This is a genomic window from Rhodococcus sp. 5A-K4, from assembly GCF_046097995.1.
Taxonomy (GTDB): Bacteria; Actinomycetota; Actinomycetes; order Mycobacteriales; family Mycobacteriaceae; genus Rhodococcus_F; species Rhodococcus_F erythropolis.
Genome location: NZ_JBJURM010000025.1, coordinates 59112 through 78403, shown reverse-complemented (window position 1 = coordinate 78403; position 19292 = coordinate 59112). Strand labels below are relative to the sequence as shown.

Annotated in this window: 16 protein-coding genes; 7 read left to right on the top strand and 9 right to left on the bottom strand. The window is 62.7% G+C overall.

Going from position 1 to position 19292, the window contains the following annotated elements; genetic code table 11:
• Positions 1-119 precede the first annotated feature (119 nt).
• From ACKAMS_RS26320 to ACKAMS_RS26295, 6 genes are all read left to right on the top strand, one after another.
• A complete protein-coding gene (locus ACKAMS_RS26320; RefSeq protein ID WP_020971491.1) occupies positions 120-446 on the top strand; it encodes a hypothetical protein in 327 nt (108 codons plus the stop codon).
• A gap of 256 nt (positions 447-702) precedes the next feature.
• Positions 703-1188, top strand: a complete 486-nt coding sequence (locus ACKAMS_RS26315) for a DUF6301 family protein (protein ID WP_029256814.1) — start codon at positions 703-705, stop codon at positions 1186-1188.
• Between the two features lie 1155 nt (positions 1189-2343).
• Positions 2344-3024: a 16S rRNA (guanine(527)-N(7))-methyltransferase RsmG gene (gene rsmG / locus ACKAMS_RS26310; RefSeq protein WP_019746204.1), complete on the top strand. Its 681-nt coding sequence runs from the start codon at positions 2344-2346 to the stop codon at positions 3022-3024.
• 81 nt (positions 3025-3105) lie between these two features.
• Entirely contained in the window at positions 3106-4107 is a 1002-nt protein-coding gene (locus ACKAMS_RS26305; protein WP_003942510.1) for a ParA family protein, read from the top strand.
• Position 4108: 1 nt separating this feature from the next.
• Entirely contained in the window at positions 4109-5149 is a 1041-nt protein-coding gene (locus tag ACKAMS_RS26300) for a ParB/RepB/Spo0J family partition protein (protein ID WP_019746202.1), read from the top strand.
• 255 nt (positions 5150-5404) lie between these two features.
• Positions 5405-6088, top strand: a complete 684-nt coding sequence (locus ACKAMS_RS26295) for a GNAT family N-acetyltransferase (RefSeq protein WP_408989801.1) — start codon at positions 5405-5407, stop codon at positions 6086-6088.
• 20 nt (positions 6089-6108) lie between these two features.
• Here ACKAMS_RS26295 and ACKAMS_RS26290 read toward each other — a convergent pair whose 3' ends face one another.
• The 4 genes from ACKAMS_RS26290 to nox form a co-directional block, all read right to left on the bottom strand.
• The gene (locus ACKAMS_RS26290) at positions 6109-7299 is read right to left on the bottom strand and encodes an N-acetylmuramoyl-L-alanine amidase (RefSeq protein ID WP_020909860.1); all 1191 of its coding nucleotides are present in this window, start codon (positions 7297-7299) and stop codon (positions 6109-6111) included.
• 128 nt (positions 7300-7427) lie between these two features.
• The gene (trxA, locus tag ACKAMS_RS26285) at positions 7428-7751 is read right to left on the bottom strand and encodes a thioredoxin (protein WP_003942530.1); all 324 of its coding nucleotides are present in this window, start codon (positions 7749-7751) and stop codon (positions 7428-7430) included.
• A gap of 38 nt (positions 7752-7789) precedes the next feature.
• Positions 7790-8797: a thioredoxin-disulfide reductase gene (trxB, locus tag ACKAMS_RS26280; RefSeq protein WP_408989800.1), complete on the bottom strand. Its 1008-nt coding sequence runs from the start codon at positions 8795-8797 to the stop codon at positions 7790-7792.
• Between the two features lie 131 nt (positions 8798-8928).
• On the bottom strand, positions 8929-10140 hold the full coding sequence (nox, locus tag ACKAMS_RS26275) for a 4,4'-dithiodibutanoate disulfide reductase (RefSeq protein ID WP_019746198.1): 1212 nt from the start codon (positions 10138-10140) through the stop codon (positions 8929-8931).
• Positions 10141-10238: 98 nt separating this feature from the next.
• Between nox and ACKAMS_RS26270 the strand changes: the two genes are divergently transcribed.
• Positions 10239-10805: a helix-turn-helix domain-containing protein gene (locus ACKAMS_RS26270; protein ID WP_279163282.1), complete on the top strand. Its 567-nt coding sequence runs from the start codon at positions 10239-10241 to the stop codon at positions 10803-10805.
• 9 nt (positions 10806-10814) lie between these two features.
• On the opposite strand, the gene ACKAMS_RS26265 is transcribed toward ACKAMS_RS26270, so the two are convergent.
• From ACKAMS_RS26265 to ACKAMS_RS26245, 5 genes are read right to left on the bottom strand one after another with little or no spacing between them, the layout of a single operon-like run.
• A complete protein-coding gene (locus ACKAMS_RS26265; protein WP_408989799.1) occupies positions 10815-11531 on the bottom strand; it encodes a hypothetical protein in 717 nt (238 codons plus the stop codon).
• Between the two features lie 53 nt (positions 11532-11584).
• The gene (sigM, locus tag ACKAMS_RS26260; RefSeq protein ID WP_019746195.1) at positions 11585-12211 is read right to left on the bottom strand and encodes an RNA polymerase sigma factor SigM; all 627 of its coding nucleotides are present in this window, start codon (positions 12209-12211) and stop codon (positions 11585-11587) included.
• 47 nt (positions 12212-12258) lie between these two features.
• On the bottom strand, positions 12259-16263 hold the full coding sequence (locus tag ACKAMS_RS26255; RefSeq protein ID WP_408989798.1) for a lipid II flippase MurJ: 4005 nt from the start codon (positions 16261-16263) through the stop codon (positions 12259-12261).
• The gene (locus ACKAMS_RS26250; RefSeq protein WP_408989797.1) at positions 16260-18614 is read right to left on the bottom strand and encodes a DUF6049 family protein; all 2355 of its coding nucleotides are present in this window, start codon (positions 18612-18614) and stop codon (positions 16260-16262) included. The genes ACKAMS_RS26255 and ACKAMS_RS26250 overlap by 4 nt, the downstream gene beginning before the upstream one ends.
• A complete protein-coding gene (locus ACKAMS_RS26245; RefSeq protein ID WP_019746192.1) occupies positions 18611-19198 on the bottom strand; it encodes an NUDIX hydrolase in 588 nt (195 codons plus the stop codon). Before ACKAMS_RS26245 ends, ACKAMS_RS26250 begins: the two co-directional genes overlap by 4 nt.
• Between the last annotated feature and the right edge of the window lie 94 nt (positions 19199-19292).

The following is a 19292-nucleotide window of genomic DNA, read 5'->3' as shown; positions in this document are numbered from 1 at the left end:
CCCCTTGTAAACGAAAGCGGGCCCCGGATTTCCCGGGGCCCGCTTTTGTGTCCGAGAGGTGTTTCACGTGAAACCGAATCCGGCGGCACGGTGAAGGTCCGGTGCCTATCGTTGTCGACATGTCCAACGAGCGCTCCGGATTCCCTCTCGGATTGATGACCCTTGGGGCCTTGATAGGGATGCTCGTATGCGGCCTGAGCTATTGGCCCGTGGTCTTCGAACTACAGCAGAAAATGGAAGTCCAGTCCTTTCCGCCGGGCGGTCTGAAGTATTGGCTCTGCTGGTTGTTGCCGCTGGGAGTAGTCGCCGTCGTATTCATTCCACTTGCACTGGCATGGCGATCCGGGAGACCGGTCATGCTCAGCTTCGCGATTGCCTTCTTGTTCGTCGGGGGTGCACTGTGCATGTTCGGATATTCGATCGACAACATGCCGTATTACATGTGAGCCCCTCCCCTCCCCCAGGAGGAATAGTCGGCCTTCGTTTCACGTGAAACCGGATCGATGGTTGTTGCCCCGAGCCCTCGAACTCCGCCCCAGATTGCCGCCACAATGGATCACCGACCTGATGTCGTCAGGCCTGCTGGCAAGGTCGTCACCTTCGGCGCTGGCATCCGATGACCGACAACCCGCCAGCCCTCACTTCGACGGCCCCCGGATTGGGGCGTCATCAACAACGATCAAGAAGGAGCAGCATCCGCACATGCACGTCGACATCGAAGGCGCCACCCGGATCGCCCGCCTCGCCGCAGAATTCGACTGGACCTGGGCCGTCGACGACCTCGAACCCTTGTGCGCACAAGCTGGATGGGAACTCGTCGAACTCAGGCAAGGTGGCGGCTCGATACGAACGAACCTTCATGTCAGTCGGCCGAAGGCGAACATGTTCAGGCGGAACCGTTCGATGCACTACATCTCAATCTTCGTCTCGGACCTGGCAGATCTAGGTATTCCCAAGGCAGAAGTTCGCCCGTTGCTGGTCGAGGGGTTCACCAACCTCGATGTTGCATTTACCGCACTCCTGGGGACAGCCACGAGCGCCGAACCCGGACCTGAGGCAACTATGCGGTGGGATCTGCCGAAAGCGGTCATCACACTGCACCGGGGTTTCAGTGCAATCCACCTCGCTCTGAAGAGTCCGAAGTATCAGGCATGGATGGATGAGCCCGAACCGGAGGACGAGGACTAGCGATCGAGGGCGGCGAGATCGCATCCGGTGTGGGAACAGGTTTGCGCACTCCTCACACGAATCGGACCACTCACATCGAATGGGCTTCGTCGCCACGCAAAGTCGATGATGCTGTTGCGGGCTTCGGGGTGAGATCGGCGGCGACTACTTTGCCAAGCAAACCGGAATCGACCTCATCTACACGGGCTCCGGTTCATAGACTGCGGACCGCGTCGGGGTAATCACGGGACCGCCCTGAGTTCGGTTGACTCGCGGGGTGTGCGATCGGCGTCGCGCCCACACCTGCTGCTGGTCTCGTCATGAGGGCGGATCCGGGCTGTACGAGGTGGAAGGACTTCGCGGTGCCCGGATCGAACTCGTAAGCGATCATCTTGTTGGTTCCGGGTTCGGTATGCACTAACGGGTAGTCGTAGTCTTTGCCGTCCAACAACTCCTGCACCAAGCGCGGATCTTAATCGCGCAGAGCCTGCAGCGCTTTCGAGTCCAGGCGCAGGAATTCATCCTGCGCATCGGGCAGGTCCCCTGCTCGACTTTGATCTTCCCGCCGACACCGGTATCCACATCGAAGGCGAACTCGCCATGCGCATCCTGTGATGCGAAGCTCCTTGGATTCGCGGTTTGTGATGCCAAGTCTCCGGTGTCCCGCAACAGGAGTGTCAAGCCGCCGGATGTATGGCTCGCAACAACCGGCGATGAGATAACGATGCTGTCCGGGACTTGGACTCGAAGCTCATCCGCGTCTAACAACAGATTGCGTCAGACTGACAGAGTCCGTTCGGCTGTCCGACGGCGGCAATTCTCTACAACCACTTTTCGTAAAAAATTGCCCATTTTGGGCCCGAATTCCATCCATGTAACTACCTACGGCAGTTTCGTCACTGTGATGATATTGAAAATCGACCGACTATCTCCATGCGACCTTCCGGCTATGTTTCACGTGAAACGGGTCAGATTTCGGCGAATTGTCAGCGCAATGTTTCACGTGGAACGTGAACCCCTCCCCTCCCCCACTTGAATTTTGGGCGGAATACTTCCCAAAGAATGAACGAGTCGGCAGACTCACAGCGAGTCGGTGTGCAGAAGCGAACACATGTCGGCTTCGGAGCGGATAATGATTTCGGTCTTGATTGTTGATTTCGCGGTTTACGCGGGAGGATGTTTCACGTGGAACAGAATGGTGCGGCGTCGGTTGACTGGGACGAACAAGAGACTGCGCGCGCAGTGTTCGGTGACAGATATGAGATCGCGGAACGGTACTACCAATCCCTGGCAACGGATGGTGTCGAGCGCGGGCTCATTGGTCCCCGTGAGGTTCCCCGACTGTGGGAGCGTCACCTTCTCAATTGCGCAGTGATCGGTGAACTGATCGCCGAAGGTGAGTCGGTTGTGGACGTAGGAAGCGGTGCCGGCCTACCCGGAATCCCTCTCGCGATCGCCCGCCCGGACTTGAAGGTGACTCTCGTCGAACCGTTGCTTCGACGCTCGGTGTACCTCGCGGAGTTCATCGAGTCCAACGGATTGGACGTATTGGTTGTCCGAGGGCGAGCCGAGGAATCGGGTGTTGTGAAGGAAGCGGGCGGTGCGGACGTGGTCACTTCGCGGGCCGTGGCGCCTCTGGAGAAGCTCGCACGTTGGTCCCTCCCACTCATTCACGAGCACGGTCGGATGTTGGCACTCAAAGGTTCGAGCGCTGCCGAGGAGATCGAGCGGGACCGAACGGCGCTCACTAAATTGGGCGCAGGTAAGTTGGAAATACTCGAATGTGGAGCCAAGATTCTCCGCACCCCCACCGTGGTGGTGAAGGCCGAACGTCTCCCGAAGCGTCGCCAGCGTTGATGATTTACACGCATGCAATCGAGAGCAATGTACAGATGATGAGAGCACCTAGTGATCGATTCCCAATCGAAGGAGCAGTCAATGTCGGGTCGATCTGAATCCGCCGTTTCACGTGAAACACCGAAGCAGCACACGAGCGCGGGTGCGGATCAGATCGTCAACGACGACGACAATTTCACCGCCCCCTACGCGGCGATCTCCTCGGAGGAGACTCCCATCGGGGCGGCCGCGCATCGAGCGAGCCAGGTGCTTCACCCCCATTCGGTGACACTGCCGAAGCCGGCGTTCCGCCGCGTGATCACCATCGCGAACCAGAAGGGTGGCGTCGGGAAGACGACGACCACGGTGAACCTTGCGTCGGCGCTCGCCCTTCAAGGGCTCACTGTCCTCGTGGTCGATTTGGACCCTCAGGGCAACGCCAGCACGGCTCTGGGCGTCGTCCATACCTCGGGCACCCCCTCCAGTTACGAGTTGCTCATAGGCGAAGTGAAGGCCCCGGAGGCGATCCAGACCAGCCCGCACAGTGAGCGCCTTCTCTGCATCCCGGCAACGATCGATTTGGCGGGCGCCGAGATCGAATTGGTGTCCATGGTTGCCCGCGAGAATCGACTCAAAGGCGCGCTCAACGACAAGGTGCTCGCAGAGCTCGACGTCGACTTCGTCCTCATCGACTGTCCGCCCTCGCTGGGGCTGCTGACCGTCAACGCGATGGTTGCTGCCAAGGAAGTCCTGATCCCGATCCAGTGCGAGTACTACGCCCTCGAGGGGGTCGGTCAGTTGCTCCGCAACATCGAACTCGTCCAGGCTCATCTGAATCCGGATCTGCATGTCTCCACCGTCCTACTGACGATGTACGACGGGCGTACCAAGCTCGCCGACCAGGTCGCCGAAGAAGTACGCAAGCACTTCGGCGAGGCCGTGCTGCGCGCTGTGATTCCCCGAAGTGTGAAGGTTTCCGAGGCTCCCGGATACGGAATGACAGTTCTCGATTACGACCCAGGTTCACGCGGCGCCATGAGTTACCTCGACGCCGGACGAGAACTTGCCGCCCGCTCTGCCACCACGACGACCCAGGAGCAGTGAGATGAGTCAAGCACGCAAAGGTGGATTGGGCCGCGGCTTGGCTGCTCTCATCCCCACTGGGCCGGCCACGGCACCGGGTCTGGGTTCGGCTGCAGCGGACGTCGTAATCGGCGTCGACAAGCGCAACCCCTCCCCTCCCCCACCGACGAAGGCGGCTCCGAAAACACCGAAAGCCACCAAGGCGACGGCGGCGAAGGCTCCGGTGGAAGCTGAGCCGGAGACCGAACTCGAGCCGACCGGCGCGGTCTATCTCGAGATCGAACCGAGCCTGATCGAGACGAACCCGAAGCAGCCTCGCAGCGTTTTCGACGAGGAAGCGCTCGCGGAATTGGTTCACTCGATCCGCGAATTCGGCTTGATGCAGCCGATCGTGGTCCGTCGTCACGGTGACAAGTACCAACTTGTCATGGGTGAGCGTCGCTGGCGTGCGAGCCAGGAAGCCGGGCTGGAGAAGATTCCGGCGATCATTCGTGAAACCGATGACGACTCGATGTTGCGCGACGCGCTCCTCGAGAACATCCATCGAGTGCAGTTGAACCCCCTCGAGGAGGCAGCGGCGTATCAGCAGTTGCTCGAGGAGTTCGAAGTAACCCACGAAGAATTGGCCAATCGGATCGGACGTTCGCGTCCCGTCGTGACCAACATGATTCGTCTGCTGAAGCTGCCGGTGGCGGTTCAGCGCCGCGTTGCGGCTGGAGTACTCTCGGCCGGCCATGCTCGCGCACTGCTGTCCCTCGAGGCGGGTGCCGACGCTCAGGAAGTCATGGCGGCACGCATCGTCGCCGAAGGAATGTCGGTTCGCGCGACGGAGGAAGCCGTCACTCTTGCCAACCGGGCGGACAATGAGATCGCTCCCCCGCAGAAGCGCAAGCCCATCGTGATGCCGGGTCTGCAGGATGTGGCCGAGCGGTTGTCGGACTCGTTCGACACTCGGGTGACTGTCAGTCTGGGCAAGCGGAAGGGAAAGATTGTGGTCGAATTCGGCTCGGTCGACGACCTACAACGCATCGTCGGAATGATGGAAGCGCAGAAATCGACGTAGTGAACTCGGATGCCCGTTTGGTGACGTAATGACGATGACCGGGCACACCACCTATTTTCGTCACTGTGACGAAAATAGGTGGTCCGAGCTTCTCGAAATCTTGAACCGGGACGAAAGATGTTGAACAGCAATACATTAGAGCGATCAACTCTCGCGCCACTGCCGACTCGGTACAGCTGGCCTATCCTGGAGAAGAAAAAAGCGGCGGGCGAACATCAAAACCGCTTCGGGGACCTACGGAGAGTGAGTTAGTCAGTGTCGACTCACGTCATCACCTCTCTCACGCTCGACAGCCTCGATCAGCTTTCCGCCCATGCGCGTCGATGCGTGTTCTGGGAGATGGACCCGGGCGCGCTTCACGACGCCCGAGGATTCTGCGATCAGGAATTCGAGAAGGAAGCCTGGCTGTCGATGGTCATGCTCGAGTGGGGTTCATGCGGCCAGGTCGCCGTCCGCGACGGAAAGCCGCTCGGCAGTGCGTTGTACGCCCCTCCCCGCATGATCCCGCGCGCGCAACTGTTTCCCACAAGCCCGGTCAGCTCGGACGCAGTGCTTCTGACAAGCCTTCGTCTCGAGCCCTCGGGCGTAGAGGAAGAACTGGGGCCAAGCCTGCTGGCCGCTGTCGTGTCAGATCTGGTTCGACGAGGAGTTCGTGCGCTCGAGGCATTCGGTATCCGTAGCGACGACTTGGGACCTGCTTCCGACGTGGCCAGCGCAACGGCCGCTCTGGAATGTTCACCCGCAGAATGCATGATCAGTGCCGAGTTCCTCGAGGATTACGGTTTCGAGGTCGTGGCACCGCACCATCGCTATCCGCGGCTTCGTCTCGAACTCAATCGAGATCACGAATGGAAAGTCGACGTCGAAGAAGCCCTCGACCGTCTACTGAAGGCCGCAGCTCTCGAAATGATGGAGATCAGCGAGCTCGCCAGAGTGTGAGCGGGTGCCGACCGCAGGACCTACGAAATGCGGTCGGCTACCGAAAGTTCTTCTGCGAGAAGCTCGGCGAAGGTGAAGGTACCGGTCGGCTGATCGTCTTGACCGAGCAGATACAGCCGTTTGACCGAGATCAAGATGGCTTCGGCGATGGTGTCACGCATCCGCGGATTCGTCAGTACCGCAACGTCGGACGCGTTGGACAGGTAGCCGAGATCGATCTGCACCGTCGGCATGTTGGTGAGGCGCAACAACTCCCACGTCCGACCGTGAGTTCTGCAGTCCCGCAACGGAGTTCGCGCAACGATCTCGCGCTGAACGAAACCGGTCAACACCTGCCCGATCATCGAGACCGAACCGTGCGAATTTCCGAAGTGGAAGCTCGCGACGCCGTTTGCCGACGGGCTCGAGTTGCTGTCGCAACGCAGGGAGATCATCAGATCCGCGTCGAACGCATTGGATGTCAGTGCGCGCTCGGCCTCGGTGGGATCGGCGTTGTGCGGGCGGGAGAGGAAAGTTTCCATCCCGGTTGCAGCCATCCGCCCCTCGAGGCGCATGGCCAAATCCCAGAGGATGTCAGCTTCGGAGATGCCGTTGACGATGTTGCCCGTCGACGGCCCGCCGAGGCCGGGATCGATGACGATGCGCTTACCGCCAAGCTGCGGGCCCTTACGCCGCACCAGTTCCTCTTCGCTGATCGCATGTGGGGAACCACCGGTGACGCGGGTTCCCAGAAGTTCCAGCGAACGGAGTGTCTGTGGGCCGCAGATACCGTCGGCAGCGATCCCGATTTCACGCTGGAAAGACGAGAGAGACTCGTGGGTCTGTGGACCGAAGAAACCGTCGACCCGGCCTGCGTAGAAGCCCAGATCTTGCAGTTTTGCCTGCAGCGCTGCGACGTCGTCGCCGTACAGCGGCGCGGACAACTGGTAGATCAACGTACGGGCACCCAGGCGGTACGAGGCCTCACGAAGTGACCGATAGGTTGCCGGGCCCACAATGCCGTCGACAAGAAGCCCACGCTGCTGCTGGAAGGCACGAACGGCGCTGTCGAGTTGATGATCGAAGATGGCGTCGGGTGCAACCCAGTGGGCACCGTCGGCGCTTTCACGTCGAATGCCGGAAGTTCCGTGATGGAGGTATCCCAGCTTCGTCAATGTGCCCCGAATCTCGGCGACGGCCGGGCCGTGATCGCCGTGTCGGAGTCTGTGCATGCGTGAAAGCCTCTCGGATCGGTTAACGAATTCGATCGATGTGCCTGGTCGTAGACCCGATCAGGCACATCGATCGATTATCTCAGAAATTCTGTGGATTGCGAGAATCCACGATGCTCACCCAGCCGTCAGAGAACGTCTGCGAGGTCCTTGAGCAGCGCGGCCTTGCCCTTGGCGCCGACGATCGTCTTGATCGGCTTGCCGTCCTTGAACAGGATCATCGTCGGGATCGACATGACCTGGAAATCGCGCGCGGCCGCGGGGTTGGCATCGATGTCGAGCTTGGCGACGGTCAGCTTCTCGCTGTTCTCGCCGGCGATCTCCTCGAGGACCGGGGCGACCATCTTGCACGGGCCGCACCAGGTTGCCCAGAAATCGACCAGAACGGGCTTGTCGCTGCCCAGGACGTCCTGCTTGAAGGAATCGTCGGTGATGGTGACGGTATTCGACACTGTTACTCCTCGAGGGTTGGGTACGACAGCTTGGTGAATCAGGGAGCGCCGACGACGTCGACCGTGTGGCCGGCTGCGTCGAGCGTGTTGGCGGTGATGTCGCCGCGGTCGGCCAGCCAGCGTTCGGCGTCGATTGCTGCGGAGCATCCGGTGCCGGCAGCGGTGATCGCCTGACGGTACGTGTGATCGACCAGGTCACCGGCAGCGAAGACGCCGTCGACGGAGGTCGCGGTGGAACCGGGAGCGACGCGCACGTATCCGGCGTCGTCGAGATCGACCTGGCCCTTGACGAGCTCACTGCGCGGGTCGTGGCCGATGGCGACGAACATGCCGGTGATCTCGAGTGTGGAAGTTTCACCGGTGGCGGTGTCGCGCACGACGAGGCCGGTGACGCTGTTCTCACCGAGCACCTCGACGGGCTCTGCGTTGGTCAGGAAGCGGATCTTCTCGTTGGCCTTGGCGCGCTCGAGCATGATCCGTGAGGCGCGGAACTCCTCGCGGCGGTGCACCAGAGTGACCGAGCGAGCGAAGCGGGTGAGGAAGGTTGCTTCTTCCATCGCGGAATCGCCGCCGCCGACCACGACGATGTCCTGGTCACGGAAGAAGAAGCCGTCGCAGGTGGCGCAGGCGCTGACGCCGCGGCCGAGGAGGCGTTCTTCACCGGGAATGCCCAGGTAGCGGGCTGCTGCGCCCATGGCGAGGATGATCGCGTGCGCGGCGTAGGTTTCGCCGTTCGCGACGACGGTCTTGATCGGGCCGCTGAGGTCGATCTCCTCGACGTCCTCGGTGCGGATGTCGGTGTCGAAGCGCAGTGCCTGCTCACGCATCTGTTCCATCAGATCGGGGCCCATGATGCCCTCACGGAATCCGGGGAAGTTCTCGACCTCGGTGGTGGTCATGAGGGCGCCACCGAACTGGGTTCCCTCGAAGAGCACGGGCTGAAGCTCAGCGCGCGCGGTGTAGACACCAGCGGTGTAGCCGGCCGGTCCGGAACCGACAATGATGACGTCATGGACCGCGGGCGTGGTTTCCAGCTGGGTGGTCATGCGAGCCTTCCAATAGTGAGTGCAGACCCTCCGCTTCTTGGAGAGCCGTACCGATCAACACCAGGATAAGGGGTGTTGTTCCCGCACTCCGCTGGAAAGTGGCTCACAGCCGGCAGCTCACAGCGCGGGACTCACTGGGCGGGGCGCGGTGCCTCCCGAACCACCAGCGCGTCCCGAACCACACAGCGCGTGCCGGTGTAGATGGTGGGCATGCACTTGTTGCAGTGGATACACAGACCCTCGTCGACGCTCTCGGCCTGAAATTTGTTGACCAGTTGTGGGTCCCTGAGCAGTGCGCGCGCCATGGCGACGAACTCGAATCCTTCATCCAGTGCGTGCTCGATGGTGTCGACGCGGTTGATGCCGCCGAGCAGGATCAGTGGCATCCTCAGCGCCTGTCGGAACTGACGGGCGAAGGGCAGGAAGAAACCCTCCTCGAACGGGTACGTCGGAAAGATTTTGGGACCGTAGAACTTCAGCCCGTACCCGACGAGTTTGGGTTGGGAGGCGACAAACTCAGCCAGTGGGACCTCGCCGCGGAAGAAGTACATTCCGTTGAGAAGTGAACTGCCACCGGTCAATTGCATCGCGTCCAGGTGGCCGTCGGCTTCGAGAATCTGGGCTATCGGCAGGCTCTGGTCGAGCCACAGACCTTTCGGCACCCCATCGGACATGTTGAATTTCGCGGTGACCGCCACGCTGGATCCAGCGGCCACTCGCACCGCTTCGATGACTCGACGCGGATACTCGGCGCGCTTGGCGACGCTGCCACCGTATCGGTCGTGGCGTTTGTTCAGATTGGGGCTCATGAACGAACTGAGTAGATAGTTGTGACCGAGATGGACCTCGATGGCGTCGAATCCTGCGTCCACTGCGACGCGGGCGGCCCGTTCGAAGTCGGAGACAACACCGTCGAGTTCGGCAAGTGTCGCGCCTTTGACGAGGCCCATTGCGGGCGGACTCAGCCGGGTCGACGGCGCCAGGGTCTTCGTCTTGTTGGAAAGCGTGTTGGCAACCAGTCCCGCGTGGCCGATCTGCGCCGCGGCAAGCGCGCCTTCTGAGTGGACGGCGTCGGTCAGTCTGCGTAGTCCCGGCAGCGCGCGCTCGTCCATGACAAGGGTGTCGCGGTGGACTCGTCCACCTGGTGAGACCGCGCAGTAGGCGACGGTGGTCATCGCGGCCCCGCCCCGAGCCACTTCGGCGTGGAAGTTGATCAGATCGTCCGAGACCGCTCCCCGGGGCATGACGCCCTCGAACGTTGCAGCTTTGACGATGCGGTTGCGCAAGGTCAGAGGGCCGAGACGTGCGGGTTCGAATATCGACGGTGTGGGCGCTGTGGTCATTTTCAACTTCCTGCGGCGGCCTGATCTTTACGATGCCAGTGGACTCGTAACTACGACGATATAGCGCCTACTCCCAATCTGTCCGACAATTCGACACGATGAACGCCACAGGATCAGGTCGCCCACGAGACCCACGCATCGACGACACAGTCCTCGAGGTCACCCGAGCGATGCTGCTCGAGGTCGGATGGGAGCAACTCAGCCTCCGGGCGATCGCGGCACGGGCAGGGGTCAGCCGAGCCTCGATGTCACGACGATGGCCGTCGAAGGCACATCTAGTTCTCGGGTCGATCCTGGGTGCGACACCAGACCTGACACCGTTCGAGGGCACCGATCGCGACGGCTGGATCCGTTGGGTGGTGGAGGGAAGTGCTCAGCTATTCTCGCGGCCCGAGGTTCGCGCCGCGTCACCGGGACTGCTGGCTGCGCTGCGCGACCATGACGATTTACGCAACGAATTGTGGCGCGGTTTCAGTGGGCCGAGCACGCAACTCTTCCTTCAGAATGCTGACGATCCCGAATCGGCACTGCTCGATGCCAAGGCCGTGCTGGTATTGGCGGCCGGAGCAGCGATGTTTTCGAGTCTGATAGCGGTCGAGGACGATACGGATGCGTTGCGCGGGAGAATCCTCGAGCTCCTGCTACCCGCGGCAATACCGCGCTGACCATCGAAGTCAGCCGATGTTCTTGACCGACAACGTATTCGGATTCCCGTCGCTGCAGTTGATCCCAACGGTGAGTGCAGTGATCTGGCGCGGCTGCGATCCCGCGAAGAGGAGGACTATCGCAGGTGCACCGGCGATGCGAACCTCACCCGAGCCGAGCACAGGCCTGCCCTCGTCGATGCCATTGGCGCTCAGGCAGCCGGCAAGCTTGGACGGATCATCCAGTGGTCCAAGGTTTTTGGATCCGATGAATGAAAGCAGGGACGCCGAATCCGGATCGTCGACAGCAGATGTCGCCGGTGTGCTTGGTTGAGCGACAACGCTTTCGGCAGGTTCGGAATCTCGGGTTCCGATCACAACGATCACGAAGGCCACCAACACGGCTGCTGCGGCACCGAGCACCCACGCTTGTGGGCGTCGCCGGAACGGCACGACGGTTGTCTCTGCTGATGGCTCGACCTGGCCGGACTGTAGATCCAGTGCCGAATTGATTCGCTCGGCAAGCGAATTCGGAATCCGTTCGTGGGAGGCCTCGCGCGAGTTCAGTGTCGCGAGTGATGCTGTGACGCTGTCGAGAGTAGTGACAAATGCATGGGCGTCGGCGTCTGCGTGCACCAGCGGCCACAGAGCTGCGCTGGTTTCGGGATCGAGAACCCCGGCGTGAAGATCCGCCAAGAGGTCCTCCGAAAACGGAGGCGACGGAACGCGAACAGACGGATCTGTCATGAACCCTCCCTCGGCAGTCGGTGTGGACGCTTACAAGATAGGACGCGGCCGGTTCACGAATGGTTCCCGCCTTCGCGAAAGTCCTCCAACTGGGCGGCGAGGCGCTTGCGCGCGCGGGCGCAGCGACTCTTCACGGTCCCTACGGGCACTCCCAACCTCTCGGCGGCCTCGGCCACCGGATACCCCTCGACATCGACGGCGACGACGGCAGCGCGCTGCTCAGGGGGCAGCGATGCCAGCGCTTGTTCGACGGTCAGGCTCATGTCCACTCCCGCCGCGTAATCGCGGTGATCACGGGGTTCCTCCGCATTCTCGGAAGACAGAGAGAACGCGGCCCGCGATTTGTTGCGTCGGATCCGGTCAAGGCAGGCATTGACCACGATGGTGTGGAGCCAACTACGCACCGCCGCATCGCCGCGGAACTTCGCCGCCTTGCGGTGCGCGGAGAGCAGACCCTCCTGGAGTGCGTCTGCCGCGTCCTCGTCCGAGTAACTCGTACGCCGGGCAACGTGCCACAGATGATCCTGATGCCGGACCAGTAGTTCACGGAACGCGTGTCGATCGCCCGCGACATGAGCGGTCAACAATTCGAAATCCGTCGGCTCGAGATTCTTGTTCTCGAAACTTCTGGATTCGAAATTTCCGGCTCCGCCCCCGGTGCCCCCCCGATAACTGTGCACGGGCGGATATTAGCCCAGTCGGTAGGTTTCAGAAGGGCCAAGGGCGATCACTTTGCAGCAGTGAATGCAATCTCCGAGATGGATGTCTGGTTTTGTCCGGATTCGGTGCTGAGCTGCGTAATCCAAACCAGGACATACTGACCCGAGCCGTCCGACGAGAGCGGAATGTCGGTCACACCGTTCTTCAGTACACCGGATCCGATTTCCTTGGTCTGATCCAGCGAAGTATTCGCAGAAGGGGCAGAACGGATTTCAACGACGGTTCCGGGCGAATCGGACGTGATCGCAATGTTTTTCAGGTTGGCCGCATCGGCGAGCGTCACCATCAGGCCGACGCCGTTCTTCAGGGACGGGAAGGGCTGGAAGTACGAGTCCGACGACCATGCGGTGGCCGGATTGCCGTCGATGGCGTTCTTCGCCGTTGCGGGCTGATCAGGCGTGCCCTGGGGCGAGAACACCGTTACGGCCGAGGCGGCTACCGGCACCGTTGCCGCCGCCGGTGCGGGGGCAGGTGAATTGTTCTCGGGCGCAGTAGCTTCAGTGGTCAGGCCGAAACTCTGCTCGCTGAGCGGGGTGTCGTTACTGCCGCCCGAGAGGAAGCTCGCTACCCACACCACAAGGAGAATCAGGACGATCACGGTGAAGACACCGAGCGCCGTCAGTGCCGCGAGCATCCGCGTCGACTTCTTCTTCTCGGCCTCGATGGCTTCGGGGTCGTTCAGTGCATGACCCGACGCACCCTGTTCGCGGTGGCCGAGACGAAGTGCCGGAATCATTTCCGTCTTGTCGTTGACGACGGACGCCTGATCGAGAATGTGCTGCACGGTGGCAGCAGTGCGGATTCCACTCTCCGACTGCAACGCTCGAACTGCCACGGCCGAGATGTCGAACGGAACCTCCGGACGGACGACCCGAGGTTCGACGATGTTGCCGTCGGCGCCGCGGCCGGCGGGAAGCAAACCACCGACGGGACCGGCGGACGGATCGGCGAGCGGCCAGCGCGCCGTGATGAGCGAGTAAAGCATGGCGCCGAGACCGCGGACGTCGCTGGTGGAATCGGCGTCGGCAAGCGTCGCCGGGAACGCCAGTACGGCGTCACCGTTGATGCTGATGCGAACGCGGTCCGGGTGATCGATGGACAACGCGCCGCCGGTGCGGTGGGCAGCTTCGGCAGCGGCCGCCAGGGCACGGATGGCGCGGGCTGCACCGATCGGTGACGGCGTGGTCTCGGCCATCTCACGCAGCGAGCGACCGGGAGTCCATTCGGCGACGACGATGCCACCCGAACTTCCGCGGACGACGTCGAGGACGCGAGCCAGACCGGGCGAGTTGATCCTTCCCAGGCGCAGTGTGCGCGAGAGAACCGCCTGCGGTCCGGACTGGCTGTCGTCGTCACCGCGCTGATCGGCGTCGACGAACGTCAGGGCTACTTCACGGTCGAGCTTGACGTCGAGAGCTTCCCAGAACTGCAGTCCGCGGGTTCCGCCGTGCGGAGCGAGCAGACGGTAGCGTCCGCCGGCGACAGAGGCGCCCGGGATGAGCTTGGGTCCACGGGGCATCGGTCGCTGGGCCGGTCGTGCTGCGGATCCGGCGGCAGGTGTGCGAGGCGCAGCGGGCGGCGGTGTCTGAGCTGCAGCCGTCTTCTGAGGTTCGGGTGCCTTCTTGTCCGAAGCAGGCGTCTTCGACGCGGGTGTCTTCGACACGGGAGCTGAAGGTGTCTTCGACACGGGAGCCGAAGGTGTCTTCGACACGGGAGCCGAAGGTGTCTTCGACACACTGACCGGAGGCACCGGCGGTGCGGCCTTCTGCACCGGCCGCTGCGCGGGCTGCTGTGGCCTCTGACCCTGCTGTGGCTTCTGGCCGGCAGATGCGGAGGAACTCGTGGATGCAGGTGTGCCCGACGATGCCGTTGACTTCTGTTCGGACGCTTTCACGGCAGAAGTCCCGGCACTCTTGTTGCCGGAAACGTTGTCGTCGCTCACCCTCGCTCCTTCTCCATCGATAGCCCGTCCCCGAATACGCGCGGGTTGCGATCCTGTACGCCCATGACCAGGGTACGGGAGCGCACCCGGTCGTTCTTGCTCGTTTGATTCCGTTCTGATTGCAGGAATCAGCTCGGTGACGTCGTCGTCGGTGTTGTTACGTGTGTCCGGTTCGGCGCGACCTGTCAGTGAACGAATCTTGCGGGAGACCGCAACCGTTACCGACAGAACTTCCGGAACCTTCTTGAAGTAGAGAATCGTGAAGGTGATCGCGAGCATCAGGATGCCGCCGACGGCGACGCGAACCATCGAGCCGGGTCCGCCGAAACGCTCGGTGAGTTGATCGAATCCGAGGACGCGGTCGACCGCGAGCATGGTCAGCGACCCGGCCAGCGAGGCGAGTACGACGGACCAGACTGTCTTGCCCACGTTGGCCATCTGCAGGTTTCCGAGGCTCCGGTGCAGGAGGTATCCGCCGATGACGGCGCCGGTGATGTATCCGAGACCGTTGGCCGCACCGAGCAGGATCACGACCTGATCGCTGTTGGAGGCGAAGACCGGAGCGAGCGCCGAGAATGCGATCTTCACTGCAGTGATGCCGAGAACGATCCACGTCGGCGTCCAGGCCTGTTCGCGGGCGTAGAACACACGAAGTTGGATCAGGACCAGCGCATACGGAATCAACGTGAATGCCGACCAGCTCACGGCAGTGCCGAGACGTTCGGCCTGTTCGGGTCCGAAGCGGCCGTAACCGTAAAGCGCTTCACCGACCTGCGGACCCATGAAGGTCAGGAACATGATGATCGGAACCAGCGTGATCATGGTCAGACGTGTCGCGACCGACAGATCGTCCACGACGGCCGGGGTGTCGTCGGCCGCAGCGTTGCGGCTCAGGCGCGGCATGATCGCGGTCAGAACCGTCACTCCGAGCACGCCGTACGGGAGCTGCAAGAGCAACCAGGCCTGGCTGTAGATGGCAGGGCCGGCTTCGTCGGCATGTGAGGAAATCTTGGTCGCGAAGATCATGCCCATCTGGCTGATCAGGACGTACAAGACGATGGCGACGGCCATGCCGCCGAACTGGCGCAGGCGATCGTCGAGACCCCACAGCGGCTTGAGCGAGATCTTCTCGCGGCGAAGCGCGGGGATCAGGCTGGCTGCCTGCACGATGACGCCGATGGTGATGCCGATGCCGAGGGTGAGCAGCTTGGCGTCGCCCATCGAGACCGGATCAAGCGAGATCTCGCCCGGAGTCAGGCGGTAGACCACGAGCACCACGAGGACGACGACGTTGTTGAGTACAGGAGCCCAGGCTCCGGGCTTGAAGATCTGCCTGGTGTTCAGAAACGCTGTGAACAGTGCCGACAGCCCGTAGAACAGGATCGCCGGCAGAAGTAGATACGACAGCGCCGTGGTCAGGTCGGTGCTGACCTTGCCGTCTTCGGACAGGAAGACGTATTTGGTGAGTACGGGTGCTGCCAGGGTCGCGAGTAGCGCGGCCATGCCCAGTAGGACGAGCGATGCCGTGAAGAGGCGTCGGACAAATGCTTCGCCGTGATCGGCGTCCTCCCGCTCGGCGCGGACCAGCACTGGGACGACGATCGCGGTCAGAACGGCGCCCAAGACGAGCTCCGCGATCATGTTCGGGATCTGGCTGGCCACGGTGAACGAACTGGCGATGGCCGGGCCGAGGACCATCAGGATCATCAACTGCTTGGCGAACCCCGTGATGCGGCTCGTCAGCGTCGCGATCGCGATGGAACCCGTCGCCGCGAGGAGGCGGGAGTTCGTCTCCTTACGATCACCGACCAGGGCGTGCGCGTCGGTGTCGAACTCGTCCGACTTGGTCGCCTGCCGATCGGCGAATTCCATCTCGGCTTCGCGATATCTGGGATAGTCGCGGATCACCGGGATGGTCATGGTGGGTGCGTCGTCGAAACGTGCGTCCGGGTTGACCGGCTGAATCGGGTAGCCGCGCTCCCACGGTGGCATCCGAGGATGCGAACGGGTCGTGGCACTCTTGCGGGTGATCGCCGAGCGGCGACCCTCCTCGGGTGGATTCCCGGTCATGAGCGTTCGTACCCTTCATCTGCTGGGTCCGGCTGACCCTTGAATCGATGCCACAGCCGTCGCCCTGCCAGGAACAGCAGCAACCCTCCCGCTGTCGCCGTCACGGCGGCCAGGGGACGACCGTACGCATTCGACCGTACGGTCACGCTGGTCGGCGTACCCAATTGGCGGCCATCTGTCGTGGTCAGCGAGAAGTTGACTTCCAGCTTGCGAGAATCGTTCATTTCCGCGGGCACAGTCAACTGTCGGCTACCTCGCGGCGGCAGCTGTTTGGGACCGATGTCACTGATCTGCATCTCGGGTGGGGCTTCCACACGCAGGTCGACGTTGATGGCGATGGGCAACTCGTTGCGCGCCACCAGCAGGAGCGGACTCTGCCCCGACGCGAGGGTGTAGACGCCGCCCGGCGACACCACACTGACGGCCCGGTACATCCCGTCGACGGCTTCGGTGACGTTGTCGGCGCGGATGGTCGCAGCGCGCTCCGCCCGATTGACCGATGCGGAGGCGACGTTGCGGCGATCCGCCAAGGTCATCGAGCGAAGTAGATCTTCGCGGAGCGGTGCCGTGAATCCCCGGGGGGTGAGCGAAGCCGCCGGATCGTCCACGAGCGATGCTTCGAGCCCGTCGATACGCGGAAGTTGGGTGGTTGCGGTCTCGACGACGGACGTCTGCGGACCGTCCTGGGTGGCTCGGTCCGGGTAGTCGAGCGTGGCGGCGTCAGTGGCCCCCGGTTGTCTGCCGAGTAGTGCGGGCAGGGCCTGAGGTGAGGCGAGGCCAGAGCGAATGAGGGTCGCGAGCATCGAGAGCACGGCGGTGGCGTCGTTGCTGTCCGCGGTCCACAGTTGCGGCGGCGCGAAGATCTGATTGCGCGGCAATGACGTGGGCGTCAGCGCGGCCCACGCCATCGCTCCCAGCGCGTCCTGGCGCCGGGCGCTGCGCGATTCGATGTCGATGGTCGGCGCGGTGTCGTCGGGGATGTACGACGGGACCTGCGGCTCCGAGCCGGTGGCGGCCAAGGCTGCGGCTGCCGAAGTGTCGAACGCAAGGGCGTCGAGTGAGCCGGTTATCCGCGACGACAGTTGCGGGGCTGCCGAGTCGACGGAGGTGTCAGCCACCATCGCTGTGGTGGGATTCACGCTCAGCACCTCTGCGGTGGCCGAGTCGAGGACACCCGAATCCGGCCAGACGAAATCTCGCAGTGACGTCACGCCGAGGATGTTGTCGACGATGTCTGCCGGGCGTGCGAGCGCGGTAGCCGTCAACTCCGGATTGGCCACCGAGGTGACCGCGGCGAGATCGGCCTGGGCGAACGGAACCGCCGTAGTGCACATCGAGGACGCGAGGGTCTTCACCCGGCCGAGCCATTGGTTGGCGGCGTCGCTGCCACGGCCTTCGTGCGACGGTCCGGTGGGATCTGACGAGTTGTCGGCCACGAGGTATCCGCGAGTCATGTTCTCGACGGTGATCAGAAGGTCAGGGTCGATTGCCAGGCAGAGCGCATCCGTGACGCGGCGATCGGTATCGCTCGCGGGCTTGGTGGCGTTCTCCACCGCATCGACCAACGCGTCCAGGCGCCCGCCGTCGGAAAGTTCGGTGGCAAGTTCGTCGTCGATCAGGCGCACGGGCTCGTTGACCGCGCCCGGGATTCCGCCGACGAGTCGTGGCGCGTCGGCCAGCGGCCACATGAGCGTGACGCCGATCGGGGCGGACGTGTCGGGGGGAACGACGGCCGTCGCCGACGAACTGGGTGTTCCGGATGTGGCGTTCGATTCGGCCGCGGCCGGCACACCGAGCACTGGGAGCAGGAAGCGTGCGTCGTCGAGTCGGGCGGCCCCGCCGTATTCCGGGGTGCCGTTCACGTTGACGAGCATCGGGTAGACGCCCGGTTCGGTGATGTCGAGAGACAACCCGGTTGTGCTCCGGAGCGGCAAGGTGAGTGTGAACTGCTTGGACTGGCCGGTGTCGAGGGTGGTGGCAACGGTGTCGAATTCGCCGACCGTGTCGAAAACAGCCTGGTCGAAATCGAGTGCTGCGCGCACGTCGGAACTGGAGTCGATCGCGGGAGCGCGTTGCAGCCTCACTCCGACGTCCTCGACGGGACGGTCACCGACGTTCTTCACCGTGCCCTTGACCACGACGTTGCGGTCGCTGGTTGTCGTCACGGTGGTCGGTGCGGTGGAGTCGATGGTCAGCTGCAGAAATTTGGCATCGTTGGTGTTTCGCGCCGGGGCGCGCTCACTGGGCTGGCTGGACGGAGCGGCCCAGGAGACGGCCGTCGTCGCGGGCCCGAAACCGACAGCGGCCATCACCAAAGCGGCCACCCCGGCCCGCCGCAGAGCCATTCTCATCCGGCGTCCGGTTCCTTCGGGTGCTGTACTCGCGGGATTTCAGGTCGGTGCATTTCAGGTCGCGGCATTTCAGCGATCATCTGCGATGCAAGTTCGGCCAGCTTGCGCTCGTCGGCGTATGCGAGTCGCTTGTGCAGTTCCGTCAGCGGCACCCAGGCGACTTCGGTGACCTCGATGTCCTCGTCGGAGAGTTCACCGCCGAGAAAGCGGAGGAGATAGTGGTGCACGGTCTTGTGGACGCGTCGACCTTCGGTCACGAACCAGTAGTCGATGCTGCCCAGCGGTGCCAGGACGGTTCCCTGGATACCGGTTTCTTCTTCGACCTCACGCATTGCGGTCTGTTCGGCCGTCTCACCTTGCTCGATATGGCCCTTGGGTAGCGACCAGAGCAGGCGTCCGCGGCGGTCGGTTCGGCCGATCAGTGCAGCGCAGAGGCGTTCGGGAGGTCCGCCCCAGCCATCGACGACCAAGCCGCCCGCAGAAGTTTCACGGACGGTTCGCATCAAAGGTTTATCGGGGTTGCCGACGGCAGGTCGACGCCGCGGGTTGCGGCGACTCCTGTTTGTTCGTTCGGCACCAGACACCTCATCGATACTAGTTGGCCTTGCAGCGTTGCCCGGTAACCCGCGCAAAGCGGTCTATCGCGTTCGTATGCGCGTTCTGCTATTTGCGCACCTT